We start from the raw sequence: 24,843 nt of genomic DNA on the forward strand, positions 1-24,843 counted from the left end.
TAAAAAACATTCGCCAAAAGTAAAAATTTGGAATACTGATTCGACTGTTAGTCTAAACTGCAATCGAGTATAGCAGAAACCGCACCCGCTTAATGACACTTACTAATGATTAAGAACAAAAATGAATAAACTTAAATTCAGATTGCAATCCAACTTAACATACGAAGCAATGCCATTCGCTCCTGACGAACAATCTTTTGCGAAATGGCTGGATTTACTGTCTTCTGAAAATGGTTACGAAATTTGTCGTCAACTGGCTTCGGTTTTTCATGCCATGAATAGCATGGATATCAGTCCTCGATTTCGCTTTACATGTCTTCTTAAAGCAATTCCGCTGGTTAATGAAGTGGCCGAGAGGCTTGAAAGCTTATATTTGGATAGCGGCTTTCCCTTATCTGGAGAAGAATCTTCGAATGTCGAAATTTTAGTATGGGTTTACACGCAATTGACGATGAGTTTTTCGGATTTGAGTCATCAGCTCGAATCGATAGATACCAATTGGAGCAAGCAGGAACAAGCACAAATATTGTTTTCGGCAATGTATTCCGCGAGTCAAGTTTTACTGCATATAAGTCAAGTCTATGCTAGCGTTCAGAAAGGCTTTTGGTTAAATTGTTACCGTAATTACATAAGAGCGCAAACCCTTGAGCTTTTAAATATTCCAGTGAATATGAGTCATGTTAAGCATAAAACGATCGCAAGCGTCTTCAAGCAAATGCTTATTTTTTCGTGCTGTGATACGGATTGTTTTAGAGTTCGTGAAATGAATACTCTATTCAATTTGCTAGCAGAGTGTGTTGATACCATCAGCTTAACTAGCGAGGTGGCACCTGAAGCTATACAAGGTACTTTTCAGTTAAACTTGGATATCGATGAAGCGCCTAGCAAAAATTTACCCCCCCTAACCGAACCACAAAACAATACCCGTTATATTGCCACACTGCCAATCGTTAATTTTCTCATTACTGCCGCTCAAACAAGAAAAGATAAAAAAACGGATTTTCGCTTTATCGACAAGGATCTGCTTTTCAGAGTGGCGGAAGTATTGACTAAAAAACGCACAAGAAAATACACCCGTATCGTATCGACAGAGAATGCTAGGGGCTATATCGGTTTTAAGTCAATCGTCAGTGTGCTCGCAAAAATACAGGGTGTCGACAATGAAACAATTAAAGTGCGGTCTGCACATGACCCAAGAATTGCCGGAAGTTGGCAAGTACCGGATTTAGATTTGGTTCCGGAAGGCGATGAAATTGCTTATAACTTAAACCAGAAAAAAACCGGACTTTCGGCTATCGATCCGAAAGCGGCCAAAATCCATAAACTCAGCGCACTGGCTTCAGGGACTAAGAAAATTTGGTCGCAACCTGAGCCGCTTGAACTACTCAATGAAATTCCGTTCGGCGATTTTTTGATCTTGAATAGCAGCATTAAAGGCTATGCATTGGTTTGGAGTTCGGAAGAACAAAGAATCAAAGTTGGCGAGTTGTTCGCGGTTCAACAACCAGGGTTTAAGGAATTGGAAATCGGTCAGATCCGAAGAATCAGTCGACTTGAAGACGAGGGGCTGATTCTGGGCATTGAATTGATGGGAATGCGTTCTGAATTGGTTTGGATCATTTTGCTTGGAATTAATAAGCAAGAAGGCCAACTGGCGATTTATGTCCCTGCCGATTCGATTTTACATCAGCCTGAGAGTATTGTTTTAGGTGCGCATTACTTAAAACCAGGGCAGACGATTGAGGTTCATCGGGGAAATCAAAGAATGCTTTATCGTATTGGAAAGCTTTTGCATGTCACAGCCGCGTTACAGCATATTGAATTAGTGGCTATTAATGAAGGTTCCTCTTAAATATTTCTAGCGGTCGTTTAATGACACTTTGAAATATCGACTCCGGTTTTTTCGAGAATTGCCCGGCGTAATTTTTCTGCTTCCGCTACCTTCTGCATTAAGTCGGGTTCCGGGCAATGCTTTCCTCTGAAGCGATTAATCCCGCCCGTTTTCCTTTCATTGATAACCTCGACAATCGTTTTCCAGCCGATTTCCTTAGTATCATTGGCGAATGCAAAGACCATTGCCAAGTCGCATATATTATTAATAAGGCGCGGAACACCTGCGCTGTAATAAAAAATAGCCGCGCAAGCCGATTGATTGAATACTTTGGTCTGGCTGCCTGCGATTTGCAAGCGATGATCGATGTAAAGCTCGGTTTCTTCAAAGTTAAGAGGAGTCAGATGGTATTCGATCGAGATACGCTGAGCAAACTGAATCAGCTGCGGCTCGTTCAGCTTATCCACGAGTTCAGGCTGGCCGATCAAAATCAACTGGAGCATGATTTCTTGCTGGACATTAATGTTGGAGAGCAGTCTGAGTTCTTCCAGTGTTTCAATTTCCATGTTCTGCGCTTCATCGACAATCAGCACGACGCGCCGCTTTTTCCGGGCTTGTTCAGTAATGAATTTGACGAACAGTTGGTAGCGCTCTGCTTTGGATTTCGTGTCATGACTGATGTCGAACGCACCTAGCACCCAAGTCAACAAATCGCCGAAAGCACTATGAGTATTGGTGATTACGCCGACGGTGCACTGATCCTTGATTTTATTTAACATACTTCGAATCAATGTGGTTTTACCTGAGCCGATTTCGCCGGTTATCACGGTAAAGCCGGCGTGACTCATCAAACCGTACTGCAAGGTGCTTAACGCTTTTCGATGCTTTGAGCTCAGGTACAAGAATTCCGGGTCGGGAATCAATGAGAATGGCTTTTTATTAAGACCGAAGAATTTTGTGTACATTTAGATTTCTCATTCAAGCTGAATTGATTTTACGGTATTAGATTCAGCAAAGCTTAAGTAACGGTTAAAAAATATAAAATACTTCAATAACGGTTGCGTTTTGCTGGCATCTCGTCAATGTATGAGTGTCGTCATGTACTTAGCGTCATTTAATGGATAAAAAAATTTTGTCATTCAAATATCTTTGAAAAAATAGATTTAATATACCTTTCGCGCTTCAAATTTCGGCAGTGCCTGAGGAGGCGCCGGGGTGTGCGGCAAAGGCTTTGCCAGCATGGAGCGGGCATAGAGCCTACAGGGATGTATTTACGGAGTCCTTTGACAGACTCCCCGGCGCCGAATTTTGATCTGCGATGGGTATTAACTAAGCCGCCTATTATAACTGAATTAAGCATCCGAAGTAGTTTCGATAAAATTGTGCCAGCAATTCCCAGTTTGAGCAGTTTCGCCGATTTTAGGGTGTGGGGTATGCCTGTCAAGGGCCGCAGTGAAAGCAGAACCTTTCAGATTATTAGGCGATTTTTCGCTCGATTCTAGGAGTAGCTAATCACAATTAACTAAAAAGTTTAGCAATTAATGAAGATAGCGCGTCCAGAAAAACCGGCTCACTCGTTGAGTTTTCGTAAGTAACCCGATGGGGTTTTGGGGGTATAACAAATTGTTTTACTTTGGTTTTATTGCGAAACTTTTGCTCATGCAATAGTAATCCACCCGCTTTTTTCCATTCCATCAAGTGCGTAATTTCCCCATTATCGAGCCATATTCCGTGCGCATTGCATCGGTCGATGACGACGCCGCTTCGATGACCGTAATTAATGCGACGCATGAAGGCATCGCATACAGGACATTTGATGTACTTAACTTTTTTGCTGTGTGCTTGATAACGCTCGACACTGATATTATGAAGCAATTGTTGATTGATACTGAAAACATTAGAAACCGAACTTTTCAGTAATCGTTCGATCTCACCGGGGTCGAAAAATAAACCGAAACAGTGTTCGCAGCGTTCTATCATGAATTCGCCGAGGCCATCATTGAGGTCTAAGCCAACCGTGTGTAAAGACTCTGCGCAGTGCGGACATTTTCGTTCCGATTCATGATCAATGGTGACAAAATGATGCTTTCCATGCAAGTCGACGTCATTTCGCGTACCGCAATAGCGGCAAAGGTTGGTATTGGCGAGCAGCGGCGCGGAGCAGTTATGACAGCGTTTCATAGGACTTAAAAACGATCGAGAATTTCTTTTCTTTTATCGGCGTATTCTTGCTCGGTAATCAAGCCGGAATCATGCATCTGTTTTAATTGCGCTAACTTTTGCACCGCTTCCGAATTACCTTGCGGTTGACTGGTTTGAACCGGTATAGCGGTTTGCGCCATGGATTGCCCGAAACCGAGGCCCGCACCCATGGCCATGCCAAGTCCTGCCGCACCGCTTTCGTTTCTGGCTGCGTCGCGCATCGCTTCTAGTTGTTGCAGTTGCGTATAATCGATACCTGCGATTTGCGCGGCATGTGTCTCGGCCGTCAAGTCGGCAATACGTTTGATGCGTGTTTGCGTATCCTCGTCGAAATCGGTGCCTTCGATGCGAAAATCGGTGATTTCAAAACCGAGTTTTTGAAAGGCCGTTGATAATTTGATGTGCATACCGTGTGCGATTTCTTCGCGATTCGCGTCGATATCGGCATAGCTGAAACGACTTTCGGCAAGATAATCGGCTAATGGATGCATGATACGAGCCGCCATGATTTCGCGAAACTCGTTGATATAAAAATTGTTATGGTTTCCGGCAACGTTAATGAAAAAATCCTCGGCATCGTAGATTCGATAACTGAAGTTGCCGTAGGCTTTTAGTCCTACCGGAAAATGATACTTCGGATCCTCATATTTGATGGGTGATGTGGTCCCCCATTTTTGATCGAGAATTTTAGTTTTTCTGAAAAAATAGATCGCAACTTTATGTTCGCTGACAAAAAACTGCATGAATTTTTTAATCGTCGTCCAAAAAGGAATATTCGCGGTGTTGAGTTCGACAAGACAAGGTTCTTGAATGACCGCTTTGACTTTACCTTCGTAAACAAAAATGCAGCCTTGTCCGGGCCCGACTATCAACTTGGAAGCATTTTTGATTTCGTCGCCGTTGTCTGTCCATTGTTCGAGCAGCGCTTCCGGATGCGGGTTATTCCATTGTATGACCGAACGAAGCTGTCGTTTAATACCGTTAAAAATCACAATGGCAACCTCTGTTTTATTAATTTGTTAAGCATTGGTATTCTCGTATGAAGGCTATAATGATTCAATTTTAAGTCGGTTGACGACTCTTGTTCATCGCATTAAAGTTTTCGTTTTTGAATTTAGGATTTCGTGATAAATAACCCCCTGGAACTATGAGCATTGTTGAGGGTTCGGTAACTCGCTTGACAAGACGCCGTGAATACGTCCTTGTAGGCTTGACGGCGTAATCTGATGCCATGGATGGCATGAATGCAGATTTCGCATGAGAAAAAATCTGCCCTGCCGCCGACACCTGCCAATCGAGCAACCGAACCCTCCAAAAATAGGGAAGTTATTTTCGACCAAATCTTTAGCAAAATTATAGTAAATAACCTGGAGGTTATGTGTCGATTAGAAGATTTAAAGATAAACAGCCTATCATAGGCCGTTCGGTTTTGATCGATCCAAGCGCTGTTGTCATTGGCGACGTCGTATTGGGCGATGATGTGTCGGTTTGGCCTTCGACCGTTATTCGGGGCGATGTTGAATCGATACGTATCGGCGATGGTACTAATGTACAAGACGGTTCGGTCTTGCATGTTTCCCATGCCGGTCCGTTTTCGCCTCAAGGTCAGCCTTTAACGATCGGTAGAGGCGTTACGATAGGTCATAATGCGGTGGTTCATGCCTGTACCGTCGGTGATTATTGTTTAATCGGCATTGGGGCGATTATTTTGGATGGAGCTGTTTTAGAAAATTACGTCATGCTCGGCGCCGGTGCGCTGGTGCCGCCCGGTAAAAAGCTCGAAAGCGGTTTTCTTTATGTCGGCAGTCCGGCCAGGCAAATACGTCCGTTGTCGGATCGTGAAAAAGAATTTTTGGAATATTCCTATCAGCATTACATTCAATTGAAAAATGAGCATTTGCAACATAATACGGCTCAACCGAACCAGCCCAGTTGCTGAATACAATCATGGCTCAATCTGAATTTCAAACTTGCAATGTAGCCACTGTCATCACATCGAAATCCGATTCAGCATTGCCGGAAATCATAACGCCAAGAAAGTTCTGCGTTGCCCCTATGCTCGATTGGACGGACCGGCATTGCCGGTATTTTTATCGGTTGATGTCAAAACATGCTTACTTATATACCGAAATGATTACGACCGGTGCCTTACTGCATGGCGACCGGGACCGGTTTTTACAATACCATCCCGACGAAAATCCATTGGCATGTCAATTGGGCGGTAGTCATCCTCTGGAATTAGCGGCATGCGCTAAAATGGTCGAAGATTACGGCTATCACGAAGTTAACCTGAATGTCGGTTGTCCTAGCGACCGTGTGCAAAATGGACGATTCGGCGCATGTTTGATGGCGACTCCGGAATTAGTTGCCGAATGCTTATCGGCAATGAGTCGGGTCGTGTCGATTCCCGTGACTGTCAAATGTCGGATCGGTATAGACGATCAAGATTCCTACGAAGCGCTGCATCGTTTTATTACTCTGGTCTCCGAAGCCGGGTGCCGGGTGTTTATCATTCATGCCCGAAAAGCCTGGTTGAGCGGACTGTCTCCAAAGGAAAACCGGGAAATTCCGCCGCTACGCTACGATGTGGTATATCGGATCAAGAGGGACTTTCCACAATTGGAAATTATTTTGAATGGCGGCGTCCGCTCATTGGATCAAGCGCTTGTCATTAATAACGAGGTCGATGGCGTCATGGTCGGAAGAGAGGTTTATCAGAATCCTTATTTATTAGCCGGCGTCGATGAACTGTTTTACCGGAATTTTCATGCCATCAAGAGTCGTGAACAAATAGTAGAAGCCTTACTTCCTTATGTGGGTGAGCAATTAAAACAGGGCGTGCGATTGTATTCGATAGCACGGCACCTGCTTGGGCTTTTTCACGGGGTTCCTGGTGCCAGGTCTTGGCGACGGCATATTAGCGAAAACGGGACGAAACAGGATGCCGATCAAAATACGCTACTCAAGGCATTAGATTTAATATCCCGATAAGGTATACTGGCCTGCTTTTTTAATTATAGAGAACGAACGATGGAAGAGTATTTTTCCAAAATTATCGAAGCAGTCGGAGAGGACGTTACCCGCGAAGGTTTGGTCGACACGCCTAAGCGGGCATCGGATGCATTCAAGTTTTTGAACAATGGTTATGAAAAAAACTTGGATGATGTGTTGAACGGGGCTATATTTCAAGCCGATACCGAAGATATGGTCATCGTTAAGGATATCGAACTCTATTCGTTATGCGAACATCACCTGTTACCCTTCATCGGCAAATGCCATGTCGGTTATCTCCCTCAGGGTAAGGTGCTGGGTCTTTCAAAGGTTGCACGAATTATCGATATGTATGCCAGGCGCTTACAGATCCAGGAAAAATTGACTAAACAGATCGCCGATGCTATCGAGAAATCCATCAATGCCAGAGGTGTTGCAGTAGTTATAGAAGCCAAACATCTATGCATGATGATGCGCGGTGTCGAAAAACAAAATTCGGTGATGACAACGTCAGTGATGACGGGGATTTTTAGGGAAGAAATCAGCACTCGCTCGGAGTTTTTGAATTTAATTAATCGTTAATGCCAGCCAAAAAATGGTAGGCATTTTGTCCTCGTAAGGTTTTGCGATGAAAGACTACGATAGAAATTGCGCGGTTTGCAGGCTGATGCGCAGTTTAGCATTTAGCGGGCTCGGCATGGGTATCGGCGGTGGAGTCGCTTATCTGTTCGGAGCGTCAAGAGAAACCATTACGATGGTCGGAATTGTGACTGCGGCCATTATTGTGTTTGGCATTATCGATAGAAAGAAGAAACCATGAAGTCGACAATATTACAAACTTGGCCTGAAAATTGGCCGGATACACGATCAAACTGGTTTGCCGATGGCGAACCGGGCGTAATCGACGCGGGCGCTTTCAGCGCGATTGAAGTCGATGAAATCTTCGATACTTTAAATCATACTCAAACTATTGCCGGACAATCGGTTTTGTATCGCTCGCTCGCCAAACCGCTCGATTCGATCGAAGCTATCAAAGCGAAGCAACAAGCGGTCGAAGCCATTGCTGATGACGCCGAATTGAGACAACAGCTTCAAGGCATTGTTGAACAAGCCTCGAGTAATGAAAAGAATCTTTATTTGTTGTTATACGGTGAATTTTTGGGTTCTTTCGGAACGGCACGCGAAGATAATGAAATCGAAGGTTTCGGCTATCTTCAATACAAGCGTGGCACCCGGTTCATGCTGGACCTAGTTGACCAAGTCAAGGCCGTGCCTGAAACGCAAAGCTCCTATTTGAATGAGGTATTGGGGCAGATTAAAAACTTTACCGAGAGTCGAGCTTACTCATTGATGAAAGGCCCGGTATTTATCAGCGAACAAGGCATACAGAGCAAACAGGAACGAAAAGGATCGTGGATCCCAGCGATTATTTTTAAGCCTAATCTCTTTAAACCCTTATTGATTGCTCTTTTTTTTGGGGTGCTTTGGGCGCTTGCGAACTTTTTTCCTACTAGCCTGTTTAGTATTTCGAAGGAATCGATACCGGTGGCATCGATTTTCTTTGTGCCGCTACTGTTAATTTATTTTCCTGTGGTCGGCGGTTTTGATCGGGACAGTTGTATTATTCCGTTACGCAATGAGTTTAAAACTTCGCAAGCGGTTGGCGAAACCTTAGATGCGCTGGGCCAATTAGATGAATTGCTTGCGTTTATAAAATTCCGGGAAAGCTTCGGTGGGGACCTTGCTCTTCCGCAATTTATCGAAGCCGATCATCATCGTATCAATCTCGTTAATGCACGCAACCCTGTTCTTGCTTACCAGAACCCGGAGTATGTCGGTAACGATTTTCAATTGGACGATGATAAACTAGTTTTAGTTACGGGCCCCAACAGCGGCGGTAAAACAGCATTTTGTAAAACGATTACGCAAATTCAACTATTGGGACAAATCGGTTGCTATGTACCGGTCAAATCTACGACTCTAACCGTTGCCGATAAGATTTTCTATCAAGTACCGGAAATCAGTCATTTGGATGATGGAGAAGGTCGTTTTGGTACCGAGCTAAAAAGAACTCGGGATATCTTTTTGGCTACGACAGCTAAAAGCCTCGTTGTGCTCGATGAGTTATCCGAAGGCACGACCTTCGAAGAAAAGCTCGAGTCGTCTTCCAACGTGCTTAACGGCTTTTACCGAAAAGGCAATAGTACTATTTTAATCACACATAATCATCAGTTAGTTGATAATTTTGTTGCGGAGGGCATCGGCTTGCCGAAACAAGTCGAATTTGCCGGCGGTGCGCCTACCTATAAGTTAATAGAGGGTATATCCAGAGTCAGTCATGCCGATCGGGTAGCTAAGAAAATCGGGTTTTCCAAGGAAGATATCGACAAATATTTGGCCGATTCGAAAGGCGGTGCCAGTTAAAATAAAAAGTTCTATGGAATGGACTACACTGATTGTGTGAAATGGTGCTTAGGTTTTATAACAATTGTTGCGCATAATTTGGACTAATCGTTCGAAATAAAAATTGGGAACAAGTCATGCGAAAAAAGATCGTTTTCTATGTAGCCTTTTTTTTGTTCTCCGAGGTTTTATCGGCCGATATTTATAAGTATGTTTCGCCCGACGGAAAAGTTTATTATACCGATCGGCCTTCCCATCGATTTTATAAGCGAATCATCCGCACCCGTCCTTCGAGTTACAATTGGGCTGTGGGGCAAATGAAAGGTAATAAGCAGAAGTATAACGATATCATTGCGCAAGCAGCTTCGAAACACCAGGTCGATGAAAAGCTTTTGCATGCCGTTATTCAAGCAGAGTCCGCTTATCATGCCCAAGCAATTTCTTCGGCAGGCGCGGTAGGATTAATGCAATTGATGCCGGATACCGCTAAGCGCTACGGCGTTCGAGATCGTACCGATCCGGCGCAAAATATCAATGGCGGGACACGCTATTTGAAGGATTTGCTAAAGATGTTCAATTCAAATTTAACATTGGCCGTTGCCGCATATAATGCCGGCGAAGGCGCGGTAAAAAAATATAATAATTCCATTCCTCCTTATCCTGAAACCCGTAATTATGTTAAACAGGTTTTAGCGCTTTATCACAAGTAAGGCGGGCTCAACGGTGGCAAAGAGCTTGACTGCAAAATCCTTAATAAAAGACTCTGTCAAACTCTATTCGTTGCCCGATATCTATTTTCAAATCAGGGAAATGGTTCGAGACCCTCGCTATACCGCTGTCGATATCGGTAGAGTCATAACAAAAGATCCGGCTTTAAGTATGCGTTTATTGAAAATCGTCAATAGTTCATTTTACGGTTTTCAAGCAAGAATCGATACCATTTCCAGAGCCGTTACCATTGTCGGAATAGATGAATTACAGAGCTTGGCGTTAGCGACTTCGGTTGTCGATACTTTCGACAACATTCCCGATGACTTGATTAACATGACCGACTTTTGGATACAAAGCATTCATTGCGCGGTCATTGCTAAACTACTAGCTAAGAAGGCGGCAGTTTTGCATTGCGAACGGTTATTTTTGACCGGTTTGCTGCACGATATCGGAGCATTGGTCATCTATACCAAGTTGCCCGATCAATCTCAGCAAATACTGAAGAACAATTTCCAAAACAAGCGTCAACTGGCCAATTTAGAGCGGCAAGTCTTGGGTTTTACTCGTGCCGATGTAGGAGGGGAGCTGGCAGAATCATGGAAACTCCCCGAATCCATATCGGAAGCGATACGTTACCAACTGCACCCTGAAAAAGCATTAATCCATAAATTAGATGCTCATTTGCTTTATTTGGCGATTAATTTGAATGAGAGTAAAACGCGTGATGAGTTTTTGTCGACCTTATCGTCATCAACCTTATCTATTCTTCGGCTCAATGAAGCTAAAATCAAACAAGTAATGGCGGCGGCGGTTGATGAGGCCAATGCCACATTCGACATATTGGCACCGGGCAAACAGTTCCATTAAGCCTTTTCAAGGCTCTTAATCCTAAATTCGGCAGTCAGTCCACGAAAATCGCGAAATACACCAAAGCAATCATGCGGTTACATAAATCTCTTAAATCACTCAATTGGATAAGCGACTCGAAAGTATAACTAATTGAATATTTTCGTGTGTTTCATGGACAAAATGCTTTTTCTTGGTTAATGAATTATTTAAATCACCTTAACGCCGAACTTTTCCAGTAAGCCAATTAATTTAATTAAAGGCAGTCCAATCAGAGCATTAGGATCGTCTCCCTCAATTTTGCTCAATAAAACAATACCCATTCCTTCAGATTTGAATCCTCCCGCGCAATTAAACGGTTTTTCCAAGTCGACATAACGCTCGATGGCGATGTTTGTTAATTTTTTGAAATAAACATGGCATTCATCGATATCGCTAATCACTTCACCGGTTAAGCTGTTTGCAACCGCTACCCCGGTGTAAAATGTCATGCATTGACCTGAGGCGGCCGATAGTTGTTCAATGGTGGTTTTTCTGTTGCCCGGCTTACTAAGCCGACAGCCTTTGAGAACCGGGACTTGGTCGGAGCCGATAATTAAACTGTTTGGAAATTTTCCGATTAATTCGCCGGCTTTGGCTTCGCTAAGCCGGCGAGCGGTTTGCCTTGGAGACTCATCGGGTAGCGGTGTTTCGTCAAGCCCCGGCGAATCGCAAATAAATTCCAAATGTAATTTTCGTAACAAAAATTGTCGATATTCGGAAGATGACGCAAGGACCAGTTGTTTGATTTCCATTTTAGAAAGTTATATTGCGGTTTGACGAAGTACTCTATTACGGATATCATTGCCCGGTTATGTTGGATCGATTACCCGAACTTATAGATCCTTTGAGTTTTGCTGATAAGCATAGCGAACTCTCGGGACAAATAAAACTAAAAAGCCTAAGTCGTTTAGCGCCTTTGCTAAAAGATGACGCGGGTGTTGCCACTGTTGAACTTTTTTTTAGCAGACACGGACGACTGGCAAGCATTGAAGGGAAAATTGCAGCGACATTGAACGTGGCGTGTCAAAACTGTTTAAATGCGATGGATTTGCATATAGAAAACAACATTAAGCTCGGAATCGTTAATTCATTGGATGAAGCGGATCGATTGCCGGAAGATTATGAGCCTTTGCTGGTTGGGGAAGGAAAAATTCCCCTCAAAGATATTGTTGAGGATGAGCTATTGCTCGCCCTGCCTGATTTTCCGCGTCATTCGGAAGCTTGTTTTAGAACTGAGACAAGTATCGATCGTCAGGATTCTTTGGATGTCGAGCAATCGAATTCTAATAACCCTTTTTCAATTTTAGCCAAACTAAAGCATACTGGAGTGAAATAATGGCTGTACAAAAAAGCAAAGTAACCCGTTCAAGACGTGGACAGCGTCGTTCTCATGATGCGTTAACCAGCAAGACCCTATCTCAGGATCCGTTGACTGGAGAAACTCACCTGCGTCATCACGTTAGCCCCGATGGTTTTTTCAAAGGCCGCCAAATCGTGAACACTAACGACGAAGACTAAGTTAAGTCGATTTCTTTTATATCAAGATGCTCAACCGAACCGGATTTATCCGGCTCGGTTGAGCATCTTATTTTTCAGGGTCATTCGCAGGCGTGAGTTTAACAATTTCAATTGATGCGATGGGCGGGGACCATGGGCCCGCGGTAACTATTCCGGCGTCATTGGATTGCTTAAAGAACAATCCAAACTTAAAACTGATCTTAGTAGGCGACGAAGCCGTGCTAAGAGATCATATGCCTCAGGCTTTGGTCGATTTTGCCGGTCGGCTTTCGATTCGACATGCATCGCAATGCGTCGGCATGGACGAGTCGCCTTCTAAAGCATTAAAAAATAAAAAAGATTCTTCAATGCGTGTCGCGATTAATCTGGTTAAGAGCGGCGAAGCCGATGCTTGTGTGAGCGCGGGTAATACCGGTGCGCTGATGGCGACCGCGCGCTTTGTTTTAAAAATGATTCCGGGCATAGATCGACCGGCGATTATCTCGACAATACCTTCGATATTCGGTCACACCCATGTTTTGGATTTAGGCGGCAATGTCGATTGCACGGCAGAGCATCTCTTTCAATTCGCGGTAATGGGATCCGAATTGGTCAAAGCCGTTGAAAACATCGATAATCCGACTGTTGGTTTACTCAACATCGGCGAAGAGGACGTGAAAGGTAACGAGCAAGTCAAAGCCGCCGCCAAATTGCTTGAAAACTCATCGTTAAATTATATAGGTTATGTAGAAGGGAATTCCTTGACGGCGGGTAACGTCAAGGTCGATTTGATTGTCGCCGACGGGTTTGTCGGTAATGTAGCTCTAAAATCCATTGAGGGAGCCGCTAAGATGATCGGTACCGTTTTGAAAGAAGCGTTTAATAAAAATATTTTTACGCGACTGTCTGGTTTGCTAATCTATCCGGTCATTCGATCCTTCAAGCAGCGAATAGACCCGCGGATGTATAATGGTGCCAGTTTTCTTGGCTTAAATGGTTTAGTGATCAAAAGCCATGGCGGTGCGGATGCTCTGGCGTTTAAAACGGCCGTGCAATTAGCGGAAATAGAAGTTTCCAAAGGCGTCATTAGAAAGATAGGCGAGCAGGTCGAAACCATATTATCGAAAAGAGAGAGTTTATGACGCATTGCTCTAAAATAATCGGCACAGGCGGTTACTTACCTAAGCAAATTCGCACAAATGACGATATTTCAAAGATCGTCGATACCTCTGATGCTTGGATTTATGAGCGTACAGGTATTAAAAGTCGTCGTATCGCGGCACCCGACGAGACTGCGTCAAGCATGGGGGAAATTGCCGCTCGCCAAGCTATTGAAGCAGCCGGCATAGCTCCTGAGCAAATCGATATGATTATTGTCGCGACCGGCACTCCGGATCGCGTTTATCCGAGCACCGGCTGTTTATTGCAAGAACGCTTGAACATCAAAAATTGTGTGGCGTTCGATATTCAAGCCGCTTGTTCGGGCACCATCTATGCGTTAAGTATTGCAGACCAATATATTAAATCGGGAGCAGCTAAAACCATTTTAATTGTCGGCACCGAAATTTATTCCCGGATCATGGATTGGAGCGATAGAAGCACCTGCATACTCTTTGGCGATGGTGCCGGCGCCGTTTTATTGCAAGCTTCCGATAGCCCCGGCATTTTATCGACCCACATCCACTCGGACGGCGGATATGAAGAGTTGCTCTATTTACCTAATCCGCAAGTCGCGGCAGAGTCTAATCGCGATGAACCCGGCTATGTCAATATGCGCGGTAACGAGGTGTTTAAGATTGCTGTCAATACACTCGGCCAAATAGTCGATGAAACTTTGGCGGCGAACAATATGGAACGCTCCGAGATCGACTGGTTGGTCCCGCATCAAGCCAATACGAGAATCATTGCTGCAACCGCCAAGAAGCTTAAAATGTCGATGGATAACGTCATATTGACATTAGAGACTCAAGGCAATACGTCATCGGCATCCGTGTTGCTAGCATTGAATGAAGGCATTAGAGACGGGCGAATTCAGCGCGGTCAAGTGCTCTTATTGGAGGCTTTCGGAGCAGGGTTTACGTGGGGTTCCGCTTTAATCAAATACTAGAGAATAAATGAATGACTGAACAAATTTATAATTTGGCTTTTGTCTTTCCGGGGCAAGGTTCCCAGTCGGTAGGCATGTTATCGGCCATGGCGGAAGCCTATCCGGAAATTAAGCAAACCTTTGAGCAGGCTTCCGAGGCGTTGTCTTATGACTTATGGGCGATCGTTGAAGCCGGTCCTTTAGAAAAATTAAATCAAACGGCAATAACTCAACCGGCTATGTTAGCTGCCGGCTACGCTGTTTGGAAAATCTGGAACAAGCAGTGTCCTGTCCAACCCGGTTGGGTGGCAGGACATAGTTTGGGAGAATATACCGCATTGGTTTGCTCCGGTGCGATGGCTTATGAGGATGCAATCAAGCTAGTCTCCGAAAGGGGTCGCCTGATGCAGGAGGCAGTTCCGGCAGGACAGGGCGCCATGGCTGCAATTTTAGGACTGGAAGATCACGAAGTCGTAAAACTATGCAAAGATGCGGCAGAAGGTGGTGTGGTAGCGCCGGCTAACTTTAATGCGCCTGGTCAAGTTGTCATTGCCGGGGATAAAGCAGCGGTCGAGCGCGCAATGGCGAAGGCTAAGGAAGTTGGTGCTAAACGCGCAGTTTTGCTTCCGGTTAGCGTCCCTTCGCATTGCGCGTTAATGCAGTCGGCTGCGGAGCAATTGGGCGACCTCTTACAGCAAACCAGTATCGATTCACCTCGAATCACTCTGATCCATAATGTTGACGTCAGCACCCATAGCGCTCCCGAAGTCATTCGCAATGCGTTAAAGGAGCAATTATTTAAACCGGTGCGTTGGGTAGACGGCGTCAAGTTTATGTCCGACCAAGGTGTTACGGCGTTTGTTGAATGCGGCCCGGGTAAGGTTCTCATTGGCTTGAATAAACGAATTGCCAAGAATGCCGAACATTTAAGCATCTATGATCCTGACTCATTAAATCAAGCCTTGGAGATAGTGAATGGTTAAAAATATAGCATTGGTAACCGGTGCGAGCAGAGGTATCGGTCGTGCAATTGCCGAGCAATTGGCTGCCGACGAGTTTTTTGTAATCGGAACAGCAACAAGCGACCAGGGTGCTGAAGCGATTGCCGCATACTTAGGCGACGCAGGAACAGGCATTAAACTCAATGTCGCCGATCCTGACTCGATTGATACGGTAATTAAAACCATTAATGACAATTTTGGGACGCCAAACGTTCTCGTCAATAATGCAGGTATTACCCGTGATAACTTACTGATGCGTATGAAAGATGACGAATGGGATGAGATTATTGCTACGAATCTTTCATCCGTTTTTCGCATGAGTAAAGCCGTTTTACGCGGCATGATGAAAGCTAAAACCGGTAGAATAATCAATATTTCCTCGGTAGTCGGTGCGACCGGCAATGCCGGCCAAGCCAATTATGCCGCCGCTAAAGCCGGCATCGTGGGTTTTTCCAAGTCGCTGGCCAAGGAGGTCGGTTCGCGCGGCATTACCGTGAATACTGTTGCTCCAGGGTTTATCGATACCGACATGACCCGTGAACTGGCCGAAGAGCATAAGCAGGCACTTTTAAGCTCAATACCATTAGGTCGATTGGGCGATGCTAAAGAAATTGCCTATGCCGTTTCTTATTTAGCATCGGAGCGTGCCGCGTATATCACTGGAGAAACGCTGCATGTAAACGGCGGCATGTTCATGGCATAATATTGTGATATTTTTATAATATAAAGTATAATTCCCCCGCCGTCTGGAATGAGATGACGGGATTTCTAAGTAAAACAAATAACTATACTATTGTAAGTATTATGATTTAAAAATAATCTTACATTGTTGAGGATAATAATTATGAGTAATGTTGAAGAAAGAGTAAAAAAGATTGTCGCTGAGCAATTAGGTGTTAAAGAAGATATCGCTAACGATGCTTCTTTTGTCGATGATCTTGGTGCAGACTCTTTGGATACCGTTGAACTCGTCATGGCCCTTGAAGAAGAATTCGAATGTGAAATTCCGGACGACGAAGCCGAAAAAATCACTACTGTTCAACAAGCGATCGATTACGTCGAAAAAAACGCATAAAAACTGCTTATATTTCGAACGGTCATGTTCTCGGCGATTAATGCATGATAATTTTGTTCGACGCATACACGGAAGTAAGCAGCAAACTGAGGTGTCAGCGTTATAGAACAAAAGAGCGCGCCAAACCACCGAAAATATAACCGTTCGAAGTATGTAAGTGGATGCTGTTAATATCCACTTATGCATGCCTAAATATCCCCTCTTTAAAATTAACTTCGGGTATAAAACATTGAGCACACGCCGAGTTGTAATAACTGGACTAGGCGCGGTTACGCCTTTAGCTAACACAGTTTCGGAAACCTGGGACGGAATCGTCAATGGTAAAAGCGGTATTTCCGCCATTGATTCCTTCGATATTTCTGCCTTTGCCACGACTTTCGGTGGCGTAATAAGAAACTTCGATATCTCTCAATACATTCCTGAAAAAGACGCAAAACGCATGGACGGTTTTATCCATTACGGGTTAGCCGCAGGATGCCAAGCGTTCGAGGATTCCGGCATCGAGGTTAATGATAATAATGCCGAAAGAATCGGTGTGGCAATCGGTTCGGGAATAGGCGGAATAACAGGTATTGAAGACTGTTACGCGGTATATGATAAAAGTGGGCCGAGGCGTATTTCGCCGTTTTTTGTGCCCGGCAATATTATCAATATGATTTCCGGTAATTTATCGATTAAATATGGCTTAAAAGGACCTAATTTTGCGATTGTTACCGCCTGTTCAACCGGCACACATAACATTGGCGATGCCGCTAGACTGATCAAATACGGTGATGTCGACGTAATGATCGCCGGAGGTGCCGAGCGTTGCACCACTTCACCGACCGCGATGGGCGGGTTTGCGTCAGCGAAAGCCTTATCGAGAAGAAACGATGATCCGCAACGTGCGAGTCGCCCATGGGATCGTGATCGTGACGGCTTTGTGTTAAGCGACGGTGCCGGTGTTGTTGTTCTGGAAGAGTTGGAACATGCCAAAGCACGCGGTGCGAAAATCTATGCTGAACTGGTGGGTTACGGCATGAGCGGAGACGCTTATCACATGACTTCACCTTCGCCAGGCGGAGAAGGCGCTGCTCGATGCATGAAAAATGCATTACGCGATGCCGGTTTGAATCCTGAAGACGTCGACTATATCAATGCGCATGGTACTTCTACGCCCGCCGGCGATCTCGGTGAAACACAGGCGATGAAATCCGCGTTAGGCGATCATGCCTATAAGGTTGCAGTCAGTTCAACCAAATCAATGATAGGGCACCTCTTGGGTGCTGCAGGCGGCATCGAAGCGGTACTGACAGCCTTGAGTCTCAAAAATCAAATAGCGCCGCCAACTATTAACTTAGAAAACCAAGATCCCGAATGCGATTTAGACTATGTGCCTAATGTTGCTCGGGATATGTCGATGAATGTCGCTTTGTCGAATTCTTTCGGCTTTGGCGGAACTAACGGTACGTTGATTTTTAAGCGATTCGAATAATTATCTCGATACCATAGGCGAGGCTCCGGTGTCTTTAATCAATGGTGCGATGGGGAGCACCATCGATGTTTCGGATCGCGGATTTCAATATGGCGACGGTTTATTTGAAACGATTGAAATCAATAAAGGCCGGCTGGTTTTTTTCGACAGACATATCCGCAGACTAAAGGAAGGTTGCCGGCGTTTACAGATCCCTTTAGAAGATACCGAAAATTTAGTCGCGGAAGCCGAGAGTGCAGCTAAAGATGTCGTCCGGGGCGTGTTAAAAATTATCGTAACGCGCGGAACGGGTGGGCGAGGTTATCGACAACCGGACAGAATCGAACCGACTCGAGTTATTAGCGTTTATCCATTTCCTGATTATCCCGACAATTATACTCGCAATGGCATTACTGCCAGGGTTTGTTCTACCCGTTTAGGACTAAATCCGGCACTTGCCGGCATTAAACATCTCAATCGCCTCGAACAGATTTTAGCTCGCGCCGAATGGAACGATGCTAACATTCATGAAGGTTTGATGCTCGATGCCGATGGGAACGTTATAGAAGGAACGATGACTAATTTATTTTATGTCATTAACCGACAACTCCATACCTCCGAGATTATTAGCTCCGGCGTAGCCGGCATTATGCGCGAAATTATCTTGGAACTCGCAGAATCAAATGCGTTAGTCTTGTCGAAACGTTATTTCAGTATCGGCGAATTATTAAACGCGGATGAAATATTTGTTTGTAATTCGATCATCGGTTTATGGCCGATCACCCAAATTGATGGCAAGCCATTTGCTGTCGGCCCTGTAACCCGCGAAATAACGGACTGGCTAGAACAATACAAGAAAAAATGGCTCCAAGCATGCTGAATAAACTCGTGGGTATTTCGATTGTATTAACCAGCTTTTTACTCGGCTGGCTATGGATCGATTACCAGCACTTCGTGGCTACGCCTTTAGCCGACAAGCCGGTTTATATTGAAATCAACAAAGGCGATTCGTTCGGACGTATTACTGAAAAACTTAAGGAACAAGAATTAGCGGTTAAACCGATATGGTTAAAATTATTAGCCCTGCAAACACAATCCGCAGGTCGTTTAAAAGCCGGAGACTATGAAATCGCTCAAGGCGCTACCGCTTTTGATATTCTTTCGTTATTCGCATCCGGAAAAAGCAGGCAATATGCCATTACCTTTCCGGAAGGGTGGAATTTCAATCAGTTTCTTGAGCAGATCAATAACCATCCTAATATTCAAAAAACACTAGATAAATCGGATAGCGAATCCTTACTCAGTTATTTAAATTCCGATTACGCTCATCCCGAAGGCCTTTTTTTTCCCGATACGTATTTCTTTGACAAAAACACGACCGATCTGGCTTTATTAAAAAGGGCCCACGATCGCATGCTGAGTATCCTGGATCAGGAGTGGCAGCAAAAACAGGATAATCTTCCGTTTGAGTCTCCATATCAAGCATTGATACTGGCATCGATTGTCGAAAAAGAAACGAGCGTTCCCGAGGAACGTCCGATCATTGCCGGCGTATTTATTCGCAGGCTTGAAAAAGGCATGTTACTGCAAACCGATCCAACCGTTATTTACGGCATGGGCGAGGATTATCAAGGCAATATTCGCAAAAAAGACCTGTTGACGCATACTCCATACAATACCTATGTCATTAGCGGGTTACCGCCGACGCCGATCGCGATGCCCGGAAAAGCCTCGATACATGCGGTTCTTCATCCTGAGGCAGGGGAGAGCCTCTATTTTGTTTCTAAGGGAGATGGCACGCATGCTTTTTCCGCCAATCTTGACGAACACAACAAGGCTGTAACCACTTATCAATTAAAACAATGATGATTAAAGGAAAATTCATAACGCTTGAAGGTGGAGAAGGGGTCGGTAAAACCACCAATATGAGTTTTTTAAAGGATTATCTCAGCTTACACGGAATTCCAGTGATTCTCACTCGTGAGCCCGGAGGGACCCGACTCGCTGAACATATTCGAACCTTACTATTAGAGTCATCCGACGAAGTCTTCACCGATCAAGCGGAATTGTTATTGTTGTTCGCAGCCCGCGCTCAACATCTCAAACAGGTAATCGAGCCGGCCTTACATGCCGGTTCCTGGGTAATATGCGACCGCTTTACCGATGCAACCTACGCCTATCAGGGCGGGGGGCGCAATATGAGCGCTCAAGCGATTCAGTGGCTGGAAAATTTCGTTCAAGGCAATCTACGGCCTGATTTAACCTTTTTATTCGATGCGCCGGTCGAAATAGGGCTCAAGCGCGCTCGTCATCGCAGTTCGTTAGACCGCATCGAATCCGAGACGTTAGCTTTTTTCGAACAAGTCAGGCGTGCTTATTTATTGCAGGCTAAATTGCAACCAGAACGTATCAAAGTTATTAAATCCGACCAAGCACTTATCGATGTACAAAGCGAAATAACACGTTTTTTGCACCCGTTTGTTTTTAATGACCATCACTCCTGATCTATTGCCTTGGCAGGAAGCGGACTGGCAGCATCTTGTCCGCTACATCACCGGTCAACGCATACCTCAAGCCGTATTGTTTGCCGGAAATAAAGGCATAGGCAAAAGCCGGTTGGCGGAGCGTTTCGCACATTCCTTGCTTTGCTCTCAAACAGATACTAACGGACTACCTTGCGGGCAATGTCATAGCTGTCAGTTAGTCAACGCACAAACTCATCCTGACTATATCAGATTGAATCCGGAGGAGCCCGGTAAAGCTATCAAGGTCGATCAAATCAGACACATCCTCTCGGTGTTATCATTAAAACCGCAATATGAAGCAAATCGTGTCGTCATAGTTGAACCGGCCGATCAATTAAATATCTCAGCGGTTAATGCTTTTTTGAAATTTCTTGAAGAACCGAGCGAACGAACCGTTCTGTTACTCATCACGGATAAACCAAGCCGACTTCCGGCTACTTTGATGAGTCGATGTCAAAAGGTCTATTTTTCGAAACCCGATCCGGAACGTGTTAAACAGTGGCTGTTCGACCAAGGAATAAAAAAAGATAGTGAATTATTGTTAAGCGTATCGAAAGGCTCGCCCTTGTTGGCCTTGGATTATGCGAGTAACAATACCCTTGAATTACGTCGAAAATGTTTCGATCAATGGCTCGACATCGCCGCTTTGCGCACTCATCCGTATATTGTCTCGGAACAATGGGTTAAACTGGATCCAGCCCTATTGTTGACTTGGATAACGGGATGGGTTACGGATTTAATTAAATGTTGCTTTCATTTACCTGCCGAAAGACTGATTAACCGTGATTTATTCGAAGACTTGCACAAATCCGCGCAAACTTTAGAATTATCTCGTTTGTATAGCGTCTACGATCTTATGCTTACCAGTCGAAACCGCATCGATACCCAACTCAATAAGCAATTATTATTCGATGAGCTATTAATCGAGTGGGCGCAGCTTAACGAAAAATAGGAAAAAGCATGTCTGAATCATCATCGCCCAGACAAGGAATATTATCCTTGTCGATTAAAGATAAAAACGCATTATATGCCGCTTATATGCCCTTCATTACCAATGGCGGATTGTTTATTCCGACAAATCGCGAATACGAAATGGGGCAGGAAGTTTTTATGCTGTTGAATTTAATGGAAGAAACGGAGCGATTGCCGATTGCCGGTAAAATCATTTGGAAAACACCAGCCGGTTCGGAAGGGTATCGTACTACCGGTATCGGCGTTCAGTTCAGCGACCAGGATGGCGGTATGGCACGTAATAAAATAGAAACCTATTTAGCCGGTGCGCTGGAATCGGATCGAGCCACCCATACAATGTGACGGTTTGGTTTTGTCGGGCCTTAGGATTCGGTCATAAATAACTTTCCTATTTTTAATGTTAAGGCAGGCAGGTTCGGAACCGATTGACAGGTGTCGTCGGCAGGGCAGATTTTTGCTACTACAAAATCTGTATTCATGCCATCTTTGGCAATCAGTCGCCGCCTTCAAGCCACGGATGTATTCGCGGTGTTCGGTCAAGCGAGTAACCGAACCCGCTACAAAGCTCATAACTACAGGAAATTATTTTTCACGAAATCCACGTTCCAATTTTTCCAATTAGACTCAATCCATAACATCAGTTTTACCCAATGCTAATCGACTCACACTGCCATTTAGATCGTATCGATCTTACTCCTTATCAAGATGATTTTTCTTGCTTCATGGAAGAAGTATCGAAACAACAAATTGAGCACATGCTGTGCATCAGCATCGATCTTGAAGCTTATCCTTCGATGTGCGAACTAGTAGCTCCTTATCCCCAGATCTCCTTGACGGTCGGCGTGCATCCCAATGCACATGACGGAAAGGAACCGACAACTGATGAATTAATCACGCTCGGCCAAGCCGAAAAAGTCATCGGCATCGGTGAAACCGGATTAGATTATTTTAGAAGTGAAGGGGACTTATCTTGGCAACATCAGCGATTTAGACGGCATATCGCGGCGGCGAAGAGTTTAAACAAGCCGTTAATCGTCCATACGCGAGAGGCTCGAGAAGACACTTTACGTATTTTGCAAGAAGAAGGTGCCGATTCGATCGGCGGTATCATCCATTGTTTTACCGAAGACTGGGAATTTGCGCTTCGTGCGCTCGAGTTGAATTTCTACATTTCTTTTTCTGGAATTGTAACGTTCAATAATGCCAAAGCAATACAAGAAGTAGCGCAAAAAATTCCGGTGGATCGATATTTGATTGAAACCGACTCGCCTTACCTAGCTCCGGTTCCTTTTCGCGGACGGCCTAATTATCCGATTTATGTTCGTCATGTGGCAGAGTTTATAGCAAAATTGAGAAACACAACATTTGAGACGATTGCTCAGCAAAGCAACGAGAATTTCAAGCGGCTTTTCAATTTATATCCATCGTGATAAAAATTCGGCACCGGGTTCGGGGTTGTCCGTCAAAGGACGCAGTACGTTCGTCATGTAAGCTCTATTCCAGCTCCGTGCTGGCGAGCACCCCGGCGCCTCCTAAGGCAATGCTGAAATTTGAAGTGCGAAAGGTATACAATGATACCTCATGTCTTTAACAGGATTTTTCGCCTGAAACTATTACAATATTAACGCAACAATAAAAACAATTGTTATCAGAAAACTTTTTTAGATTTTCGCGCCAATGTTTTAACGTTGACTCTTTGATGCTTTGGCTAGCTAAAGCTTGATCTTCCACACTCTGCTGCATAGAAAGAAAATTAAACAAATTATAATCGGTTAGACAAATTGGCATAACCTCTACAGATGTGTTTGTAAAGCCAGTCTGCTTGAACAAGCGATGTAAATTTCGGCCGGAATATCCATTATTCAGCACCTGAGTGATTCGATAATTCGAAAGAATTTGTTCGGTTTCCGGATGTTCGGTATCAATGGATAAACTGCTCCAATCGGTATCGGCAACCACAACGATACCTCCTCTTTTCGTCACTCTATGCATTTCGAATAATGCCCGCTCGGGATAATTGAGATGCATAAAAAGCCTTTCGCTCCGGCATGCATCAAAATAACGATCTTTGAAGGGTAGTTTGTTTGCAGTCCCTTGTATGAATTCAATTTTTTTATTCCTCAGATTGCTTTCACAACATTGCGCCGCATTTTTCAACATATCGAGATCATGATCAATCCCGATTACCTCTCCAGTGGCCCCTGTCAGTTTAGATAGCGCATTAACATCGATTCCAGGACCGCAACCTACATCAAGTAGAGTAGCGCCAGGAATAATATGCATTCGCTCATAGGTGAGCTGTTTGATAGGCAAGAAAATTTCTGCGGCTTTTTGTAGATATAAACTGTTCACTACCCCATGAAAACTGTTCATTGATTTACTAGACTCCTGGATAAATAATGGCTTTCAACTATGCTTTAAGTCTAGTCAAAAACTTCAATTAAGACAGGGAGTCATTTATGAATTCCAATTTGAGTTTGATAGATCATTATTCGAAATATTTTTGTACCCAAAAAGCTTTGACGCCGGATTTAAAAAGACAAGCATATAACCTTAGATATCGTGTGTATTATGAGGACCAAAAAATGATATCTGCCGATTCAGTTTCCAATGAACTGGAGTTTGATGAATGGGACAATGATGCGATACATAGTCTTCTGATATTGAAAAAAAATCATCTTCCAATTGGAAATGTAAGGCTCATTATTGTCAATGAGTCGTCTGATATGAAATTGCCTGTTGAGAAGCATTACAAGCATCAGTTCGACTTTTCCAAGCTAGGGTTGACAACACTTAGATCAGGAAAAACCGGGGAGATTTCAAGAATGGCTATTCTGCCATCATTCAGGCGAAGACCGGCCGATATCGATTACTCTGCCAATCAAATCGATAATCAAGTCGATTTGGAAAATAGAAGATATCCTATTAACTATATGCCGATGTGTTTAGCATTTGCAGCAATCGAATTAATGCTGGAGCAAAAACTCGATTATGGAGTAGCGTTAATGGAGCCTCGCTTAGCCAAATTGTTAGTCCGATTTGGGATCGAATTGAAACAGATTGGTCAATCCATTGAATATTTTGGTCTACGTGCGCCATTTTGTATTTTTCCTGAACATTCGTATCAAAATTTATCGCCGGAATATCGAATTCTTTTCGATACCATCAGATCGGAACTAATTCGATCTTAAGCTCGACGCACTTTCAT

28 protein-coding genes are annotated in these 24,843 nt (G+C 44.2%); 23 read left to right on the top strand and 5 right to left on the bottom strand.

The annotated features are described in order from the left end of the window. The first annotated feature begins 121 nt into the window (after positions 1 to 121). Positions 122 to 1,852, top strand: coding sequence for a hypothetical protein (locus METBU_RS0104855; RefSeq protein WP_017839557.1), 1,731 nt, complete (start codon positions 122 to 124; stop codon positions 1,850 to 1,852). A gap of 17 nt (positions 1,853 to 1,869) precedes the next feature. Here METBU_RS0104855 and METBU_RS0104860 read toward each other — a convergent pair whose 3' ends face one another. The 3 genes from METBU_RS0104860 to METBU_RS0104870 all read right to left on the bottom strand — a co-directional run bounded on the left by METBU_RS0104860 (position 1,870) and on the right by METBU_RS0104870 (position 5,025). Continuing rightward, positions 1,870 to 2,796: an ExeA family protein gene (locus METBU_RS0104860; RefSeq protein WP_017839558.1), complete on the bottom strand. Its 927-nt coding sequence runs from the start codon at positions 2,794 to 2,796 to the stop codon at positions 1,870 to 1,872. Between the two features lie 553 nt (positions 2,797 to 3,349). Further along, positions 3,350 to 4,012, bottom strand: coding sequence for a TFIIB-type zinc ribbon-containing protein (locus METBU_RS0104865; RefSeq protein WP_017839559.1), 663 nt, complete (start codon positions 4,010 to 4,012; stop codon positions 3,350 to 3,352). Between the two features lie 5 nt (positions 4,013 to 4,017). Continuing rightward, positions 4,018 to 5,025 carry an SPFH domain-containing protein gene (locus tag METBU_RS0104870; protein WP_017839560.1) on the bottom strand — a complete coding sequence of 336 codons (1,008 nt, stop codon included), beginning with the start codon at positions 5,023 to 5,025 and terminating at the stop codon, positions 4,018 to 4,020. 386 nt (positions 5,026 to 5,411) lie between these two features. Here METBU_RS0104870 and METBU_RS0104875 point away from each other — a divergent pair, with 386 nt between their 5' ends. From METBU_RS0104875 to METBU_RS0104905, 7 genes are all read left to right on the top strand, one after another. After that, complete coding sequence (locus METBU_RS0104875; RefSeq protein ID WP_017839561.1) at positions 5,412 to 5,972, top strand: gamma carbonic anhydrase family protein; 561 nt, start codon at positions 5,412 to 5,414, stop codon at positions 5,970 to 5,972. An 8-nt stretch (positions 5,973 to 5,980) separates the two neighbouring features. Next, positions 5,981 to 7,024, top strand: coding sequence for a tRNA dihydrouridine(20/20a) synthase DusA (gene dusA / locus METBU_RS0104880; protein WP_083877627.1), 1,044 nt, complete (start codon positions 5,981 to 5,983; stop codon positions 7,022 to 7,024). A 39-nt stretch (positions 7,025 to 7,063) separates the two neighbouring features. Then, positions 7,064 to 7,606, top strand: coding sequence for a GTP cyclohydrolase I FolE (gene folE, locus METBU_RS0104885; protein WP_017839563.1), 543 nt, complete (start codon positions 7,064 to 7,066; stop codon positions 7,604 to 7,606). A gap of 46 nt (positions 7,607 to 7,652) precedes the next feature. Beyond that, positions 7,653 to 7,844 carry a hypothetical protein gene (locus tag METBU_RS0104890; RefSeq protein ID WP_017839564.1) on the top strand — a complete coding sequence of 64 codons (192 nt, stop codon included), beginning with the start codon at positions 7,653 to 7,655 and terminating at the stop codon, positions 7,842 to 7,844. Next, positions 7,841 to 9,448, top strand: coding sequence for a MutS-related protein (locus tag METBU_RS0104895; RefSeq protein WP_017839565.1), 1,608 nt, complete (start codon positions 7,841 to 7,843; stop codon positions 9,446 to 9,448). The genes METBU_RS0104890 and METBU_RS0104895 overlap by 4 nt, the downstream gene beginning before the upstream one ends. 116 nt (positions 9,449 to 9,564) lie before the next feature. Beyond that, positions 9,565 to 10,137 carry a transglycosylase SLT domain-containing protein gene (locus METBU_RS0104900; RefSeq protein ID WP_017839566.1) on the top strand — a complete coding sequence of 191 codons (573 nt, stop codon included), beginning with the start codon at positions 9,565 to 9,567 and terminating at the stop codon, positions 10,135 to 10,137. A gap of 25 nt (positions 10,138 to 10,162) precedes the next feature. Continuing rightward, complete coding sequence (locus tag METBU_RS0104905; protein ID WP_235726381.1) at positions 10,163 to 11,005, top strand: HDOD domain-containing protein; 843 nt, start codon at positions 10,163 to 10,165, stop codon at positions 11,003 to 11,005. A gap of 188 nt (positions 11,006 to 11,193) precedes the next feature. On the opposite strand, the gene METBU_RS0104910 is transcribed toward METBU_RS0104905, so the two are convergent. Further along, positions 11,194 to 11,778, bottom strand: coding sequence for a Maf family protein (locus METBU_RS0104910; protein ID WP_017839568.1), 585 nt, complete (start codon positions 11,776 to 11,778; stop codon positions 11,194 to 11,196). Between the two features lie 59 nt (positions 11,779 to 11,837). Here METBU_RS0104910 and METBU_RS0104915 point away from each other — a divergent pair, with 59 nt between their 5' ends. The 14 genes from METBU_RS0104915 (at position 11,838) to METBU_RS0104975 (ending at position 23,065) form a co-directional block, all read left to right on the top strand. Beyond that, on the top strand, positions 11,838 to 12,362 hold the full coding sequence (locus tag METBU_RS0104915) for a YceD family protein (RefSeq protein WP_017839569.1): 525 nt from the start codon (positions 11,838 to 11,840) through the stop codon (positions 12,360 to 12,362). Continuing rightward, entirely contained in the window at positions 12,362 to 12,544 is a 183-nt protein-coding gene (gene rpmF, locus METBU_RS25850; RefSeq protein WP_083877628.1) for a 50S ribosomal protein L32, read from the top strand. Before METBU_RS0104915 ends, rpmF begins: the two co-directional genes overlap by 1 nt. A gap of 92 nt (positions 12,545 to 12,636) precedes the next feature. Further along, complete coding sequence (gene plsX, locus METBU_RS0104920) at positions 12,637 to 13,665, top strand: phosphate acyltransferase PlsX (RefSeq protein WP_083877629.1); 1,029 nt, start codon at positions 12,637 to 12,639, stop codon at positions 13,663 to 13,665. Beyond that, positions 13,662 to 14,630 carry a beta-ketoacyl-ACP synthase III gene (locus tag METBU_RS0104925; protein WP_017839571.1) on the top strand — a complete coding sequence of 323 codons (969 nt, stop codon included), beginning with the start codon at positions 13,662 to 13,664 and terminating at the stop codon, positions 14,628 to 14,630. Before plsX ends, METBU_RS0104925 begins: the two co-directional genes overlap by 4 nt. 11 nt (positions 14,631 to 14,641) lie before the next feature. Then, the gene (fabD, locus tag METBU_RS0104930; RefSeq protein WP_017839572.1) at positions 14,642 to 15,592 is read left to right on the top strand and encodes an ACP S-malonyltransferase; all 951 of its coding nucleotides are present in this window, start codon (positions 14,642 to 14,644) and stop codon (positions 15,590 to 15,592) included. Continuing rightward, entirely contained in the window at positions 15,585 to 16,313 is a 729-nt protein-coding gene (gene fabG, locus METBU_RS0104935; RefSeq protein ID WP_017839573.1) for a 3-oxoacyl-ACP reductase FabG, read from the top strand. Before fabD ends, fabG begins: the two co-directional genes overlap by 8 nt. Positions 16,314 to 16,454: 141 nt before the next feature. Next, the gene (acpP, locus tag METBU_RS0104940; RefSeq protein ID WP_014148504.1) at positions 16,455 to 16,685 is read left to right on the top strand and encodes an acyl carrier protein; all 231 of its coding nucleotides are present in this window, start codon (positions 16,455 to 16,457) and stop codon (positions 16,683 to 16,685) included. 229 nt (positions 16,686 to 16,914) lie between these two features. Then, entirely contained in the window at positions 16,915 to 18,159 is a 1,245-nt protein-coding gene (fabF, locus tag METBU_RS0104945; protein WP_026130034.1) for a beta-ketoacyl-ACP synthase II, read from the top strand. A 28-nt stretch (positions 18,160 to 18,187) separates the two neighbouring features. Beyond that, on the top strand, positions 18,188 to 19,018 hold the full coding sequence (pabC, locus tag METBU_RS0104950; RefSeq protein ID WP_026130035.1) for an aminodeoxychorismate lyase: 831 nt from the start codon (positions 18,188 to 18,190) through the stop codon (positions 19,016 to 19,018). Then, a complete protein-coding gene (mltG, locus tag METBU_RS0104955) occupies positions 19,012 to 20,004 on the top strand; it encodes an endolytic transglycosylase MltG (protein ID WP_017839577.1) in 993 nt (330 codons plus the stop codon). Before pabC ends, mltG begins: the two co-directional genes overlap by 7 nt. After that, positions 20,004 to 20,642 (top strand): dTMP kinase, encoded by a 639-nt coding sequence (gene tmk / locus METBU_RS0104960; protein WP_026130036.1) that lies wholly within the window; start codon positions 20,004 to 20,006, stop codon positions 20,640 to 20,642. The genes mltG and tmk overlap by 1 nt, the downstream gene beginning before the upstream one ends. Beyond that, entirely contained in the window at positions 20,626 to 21,615 is a 990-nt protein-coding gene (locus METBU_RS0104965) for a DNA polymerase III subunit delta' (RefSeq protein WP_017839579.1), read from the top strand. Before tmk ends, METBU_RS0104965 begins: the two co-directional genes overlap by 17 nt. An 8-nt stretch (positions 21,616 to 21,623) precedes the next feature. Beyond that, the gene (locus METBU_RS0104970; protein ID WP_014148498.1) at positions 21,624 to 21,977 is read left to right on the top strand and encodes a PilZ domain-containing protein; all 354 of its coding nucleotides are present in this window, start codon (positions 21,624 to 21,626) and stop codon (positions 21,975 to 21,977) included. A 308-nt stretch (positions 21,978 to 22,285) separates the two neighbouring features. Further along, positions 22,286 to 23,065, top strand: a complete 780-nt coding sequence (locus METBU_RS0104975) for a TatD family hydrolase (protein ID WP_026130037.1) — start codon at positions 22,286 to 22,288, stop codon at positions 23,063 to 23,065. 157 nt (positions 23,066 to 23,222) lie between these two features. Here METBU_RS0104975 and METBU_RS0104980 read toward each other — a convergent pair whose 3' ends face one another. Continuing rightward, positions 23,223 to 24,008, bottom strand: coding sequence for a methyltransferase domain-containing protein (locus METBU_RS0104980; RefSeq protein WP_017839581.1), 786 nt, complete (start codon positions 24,006 to 24,008; stop codon positions 23,223 to 23,225). Between the two features lie 86 nt (positions 24,009 to 24,094). On the opposite strand from METBU_RS0104980, the gene METBU_RS0104985 reads away from it, so the two are divergent. Beyond that, positions 24,095 to 24,826, top strand: a complete 732-nt coding sequence (locus tag METBU_RS0104985) for a PEP-CTERM/exosortase system-associated acyltransferase (protein ID WP_017839582.1) — start codon at positions 24,095 to 24,097, stop codon at positions 24,824 to 24,826. Positions 24,827 to 24,843: the final 17 nt, after the last annotated feature.

The sequence above is a fragment of the Methylotuvimicrobium buryatense 5G genome (assembly GCF_000341735.1).
GTDB classification, from domain to species: domain Bacteria; phylum Pseudomonadota; class Gammaproteobacteria; order Methylococcales; family Methylomonadaceae; genus Methylotuvimicrobium; species Methylotuvimicrobium buryatense.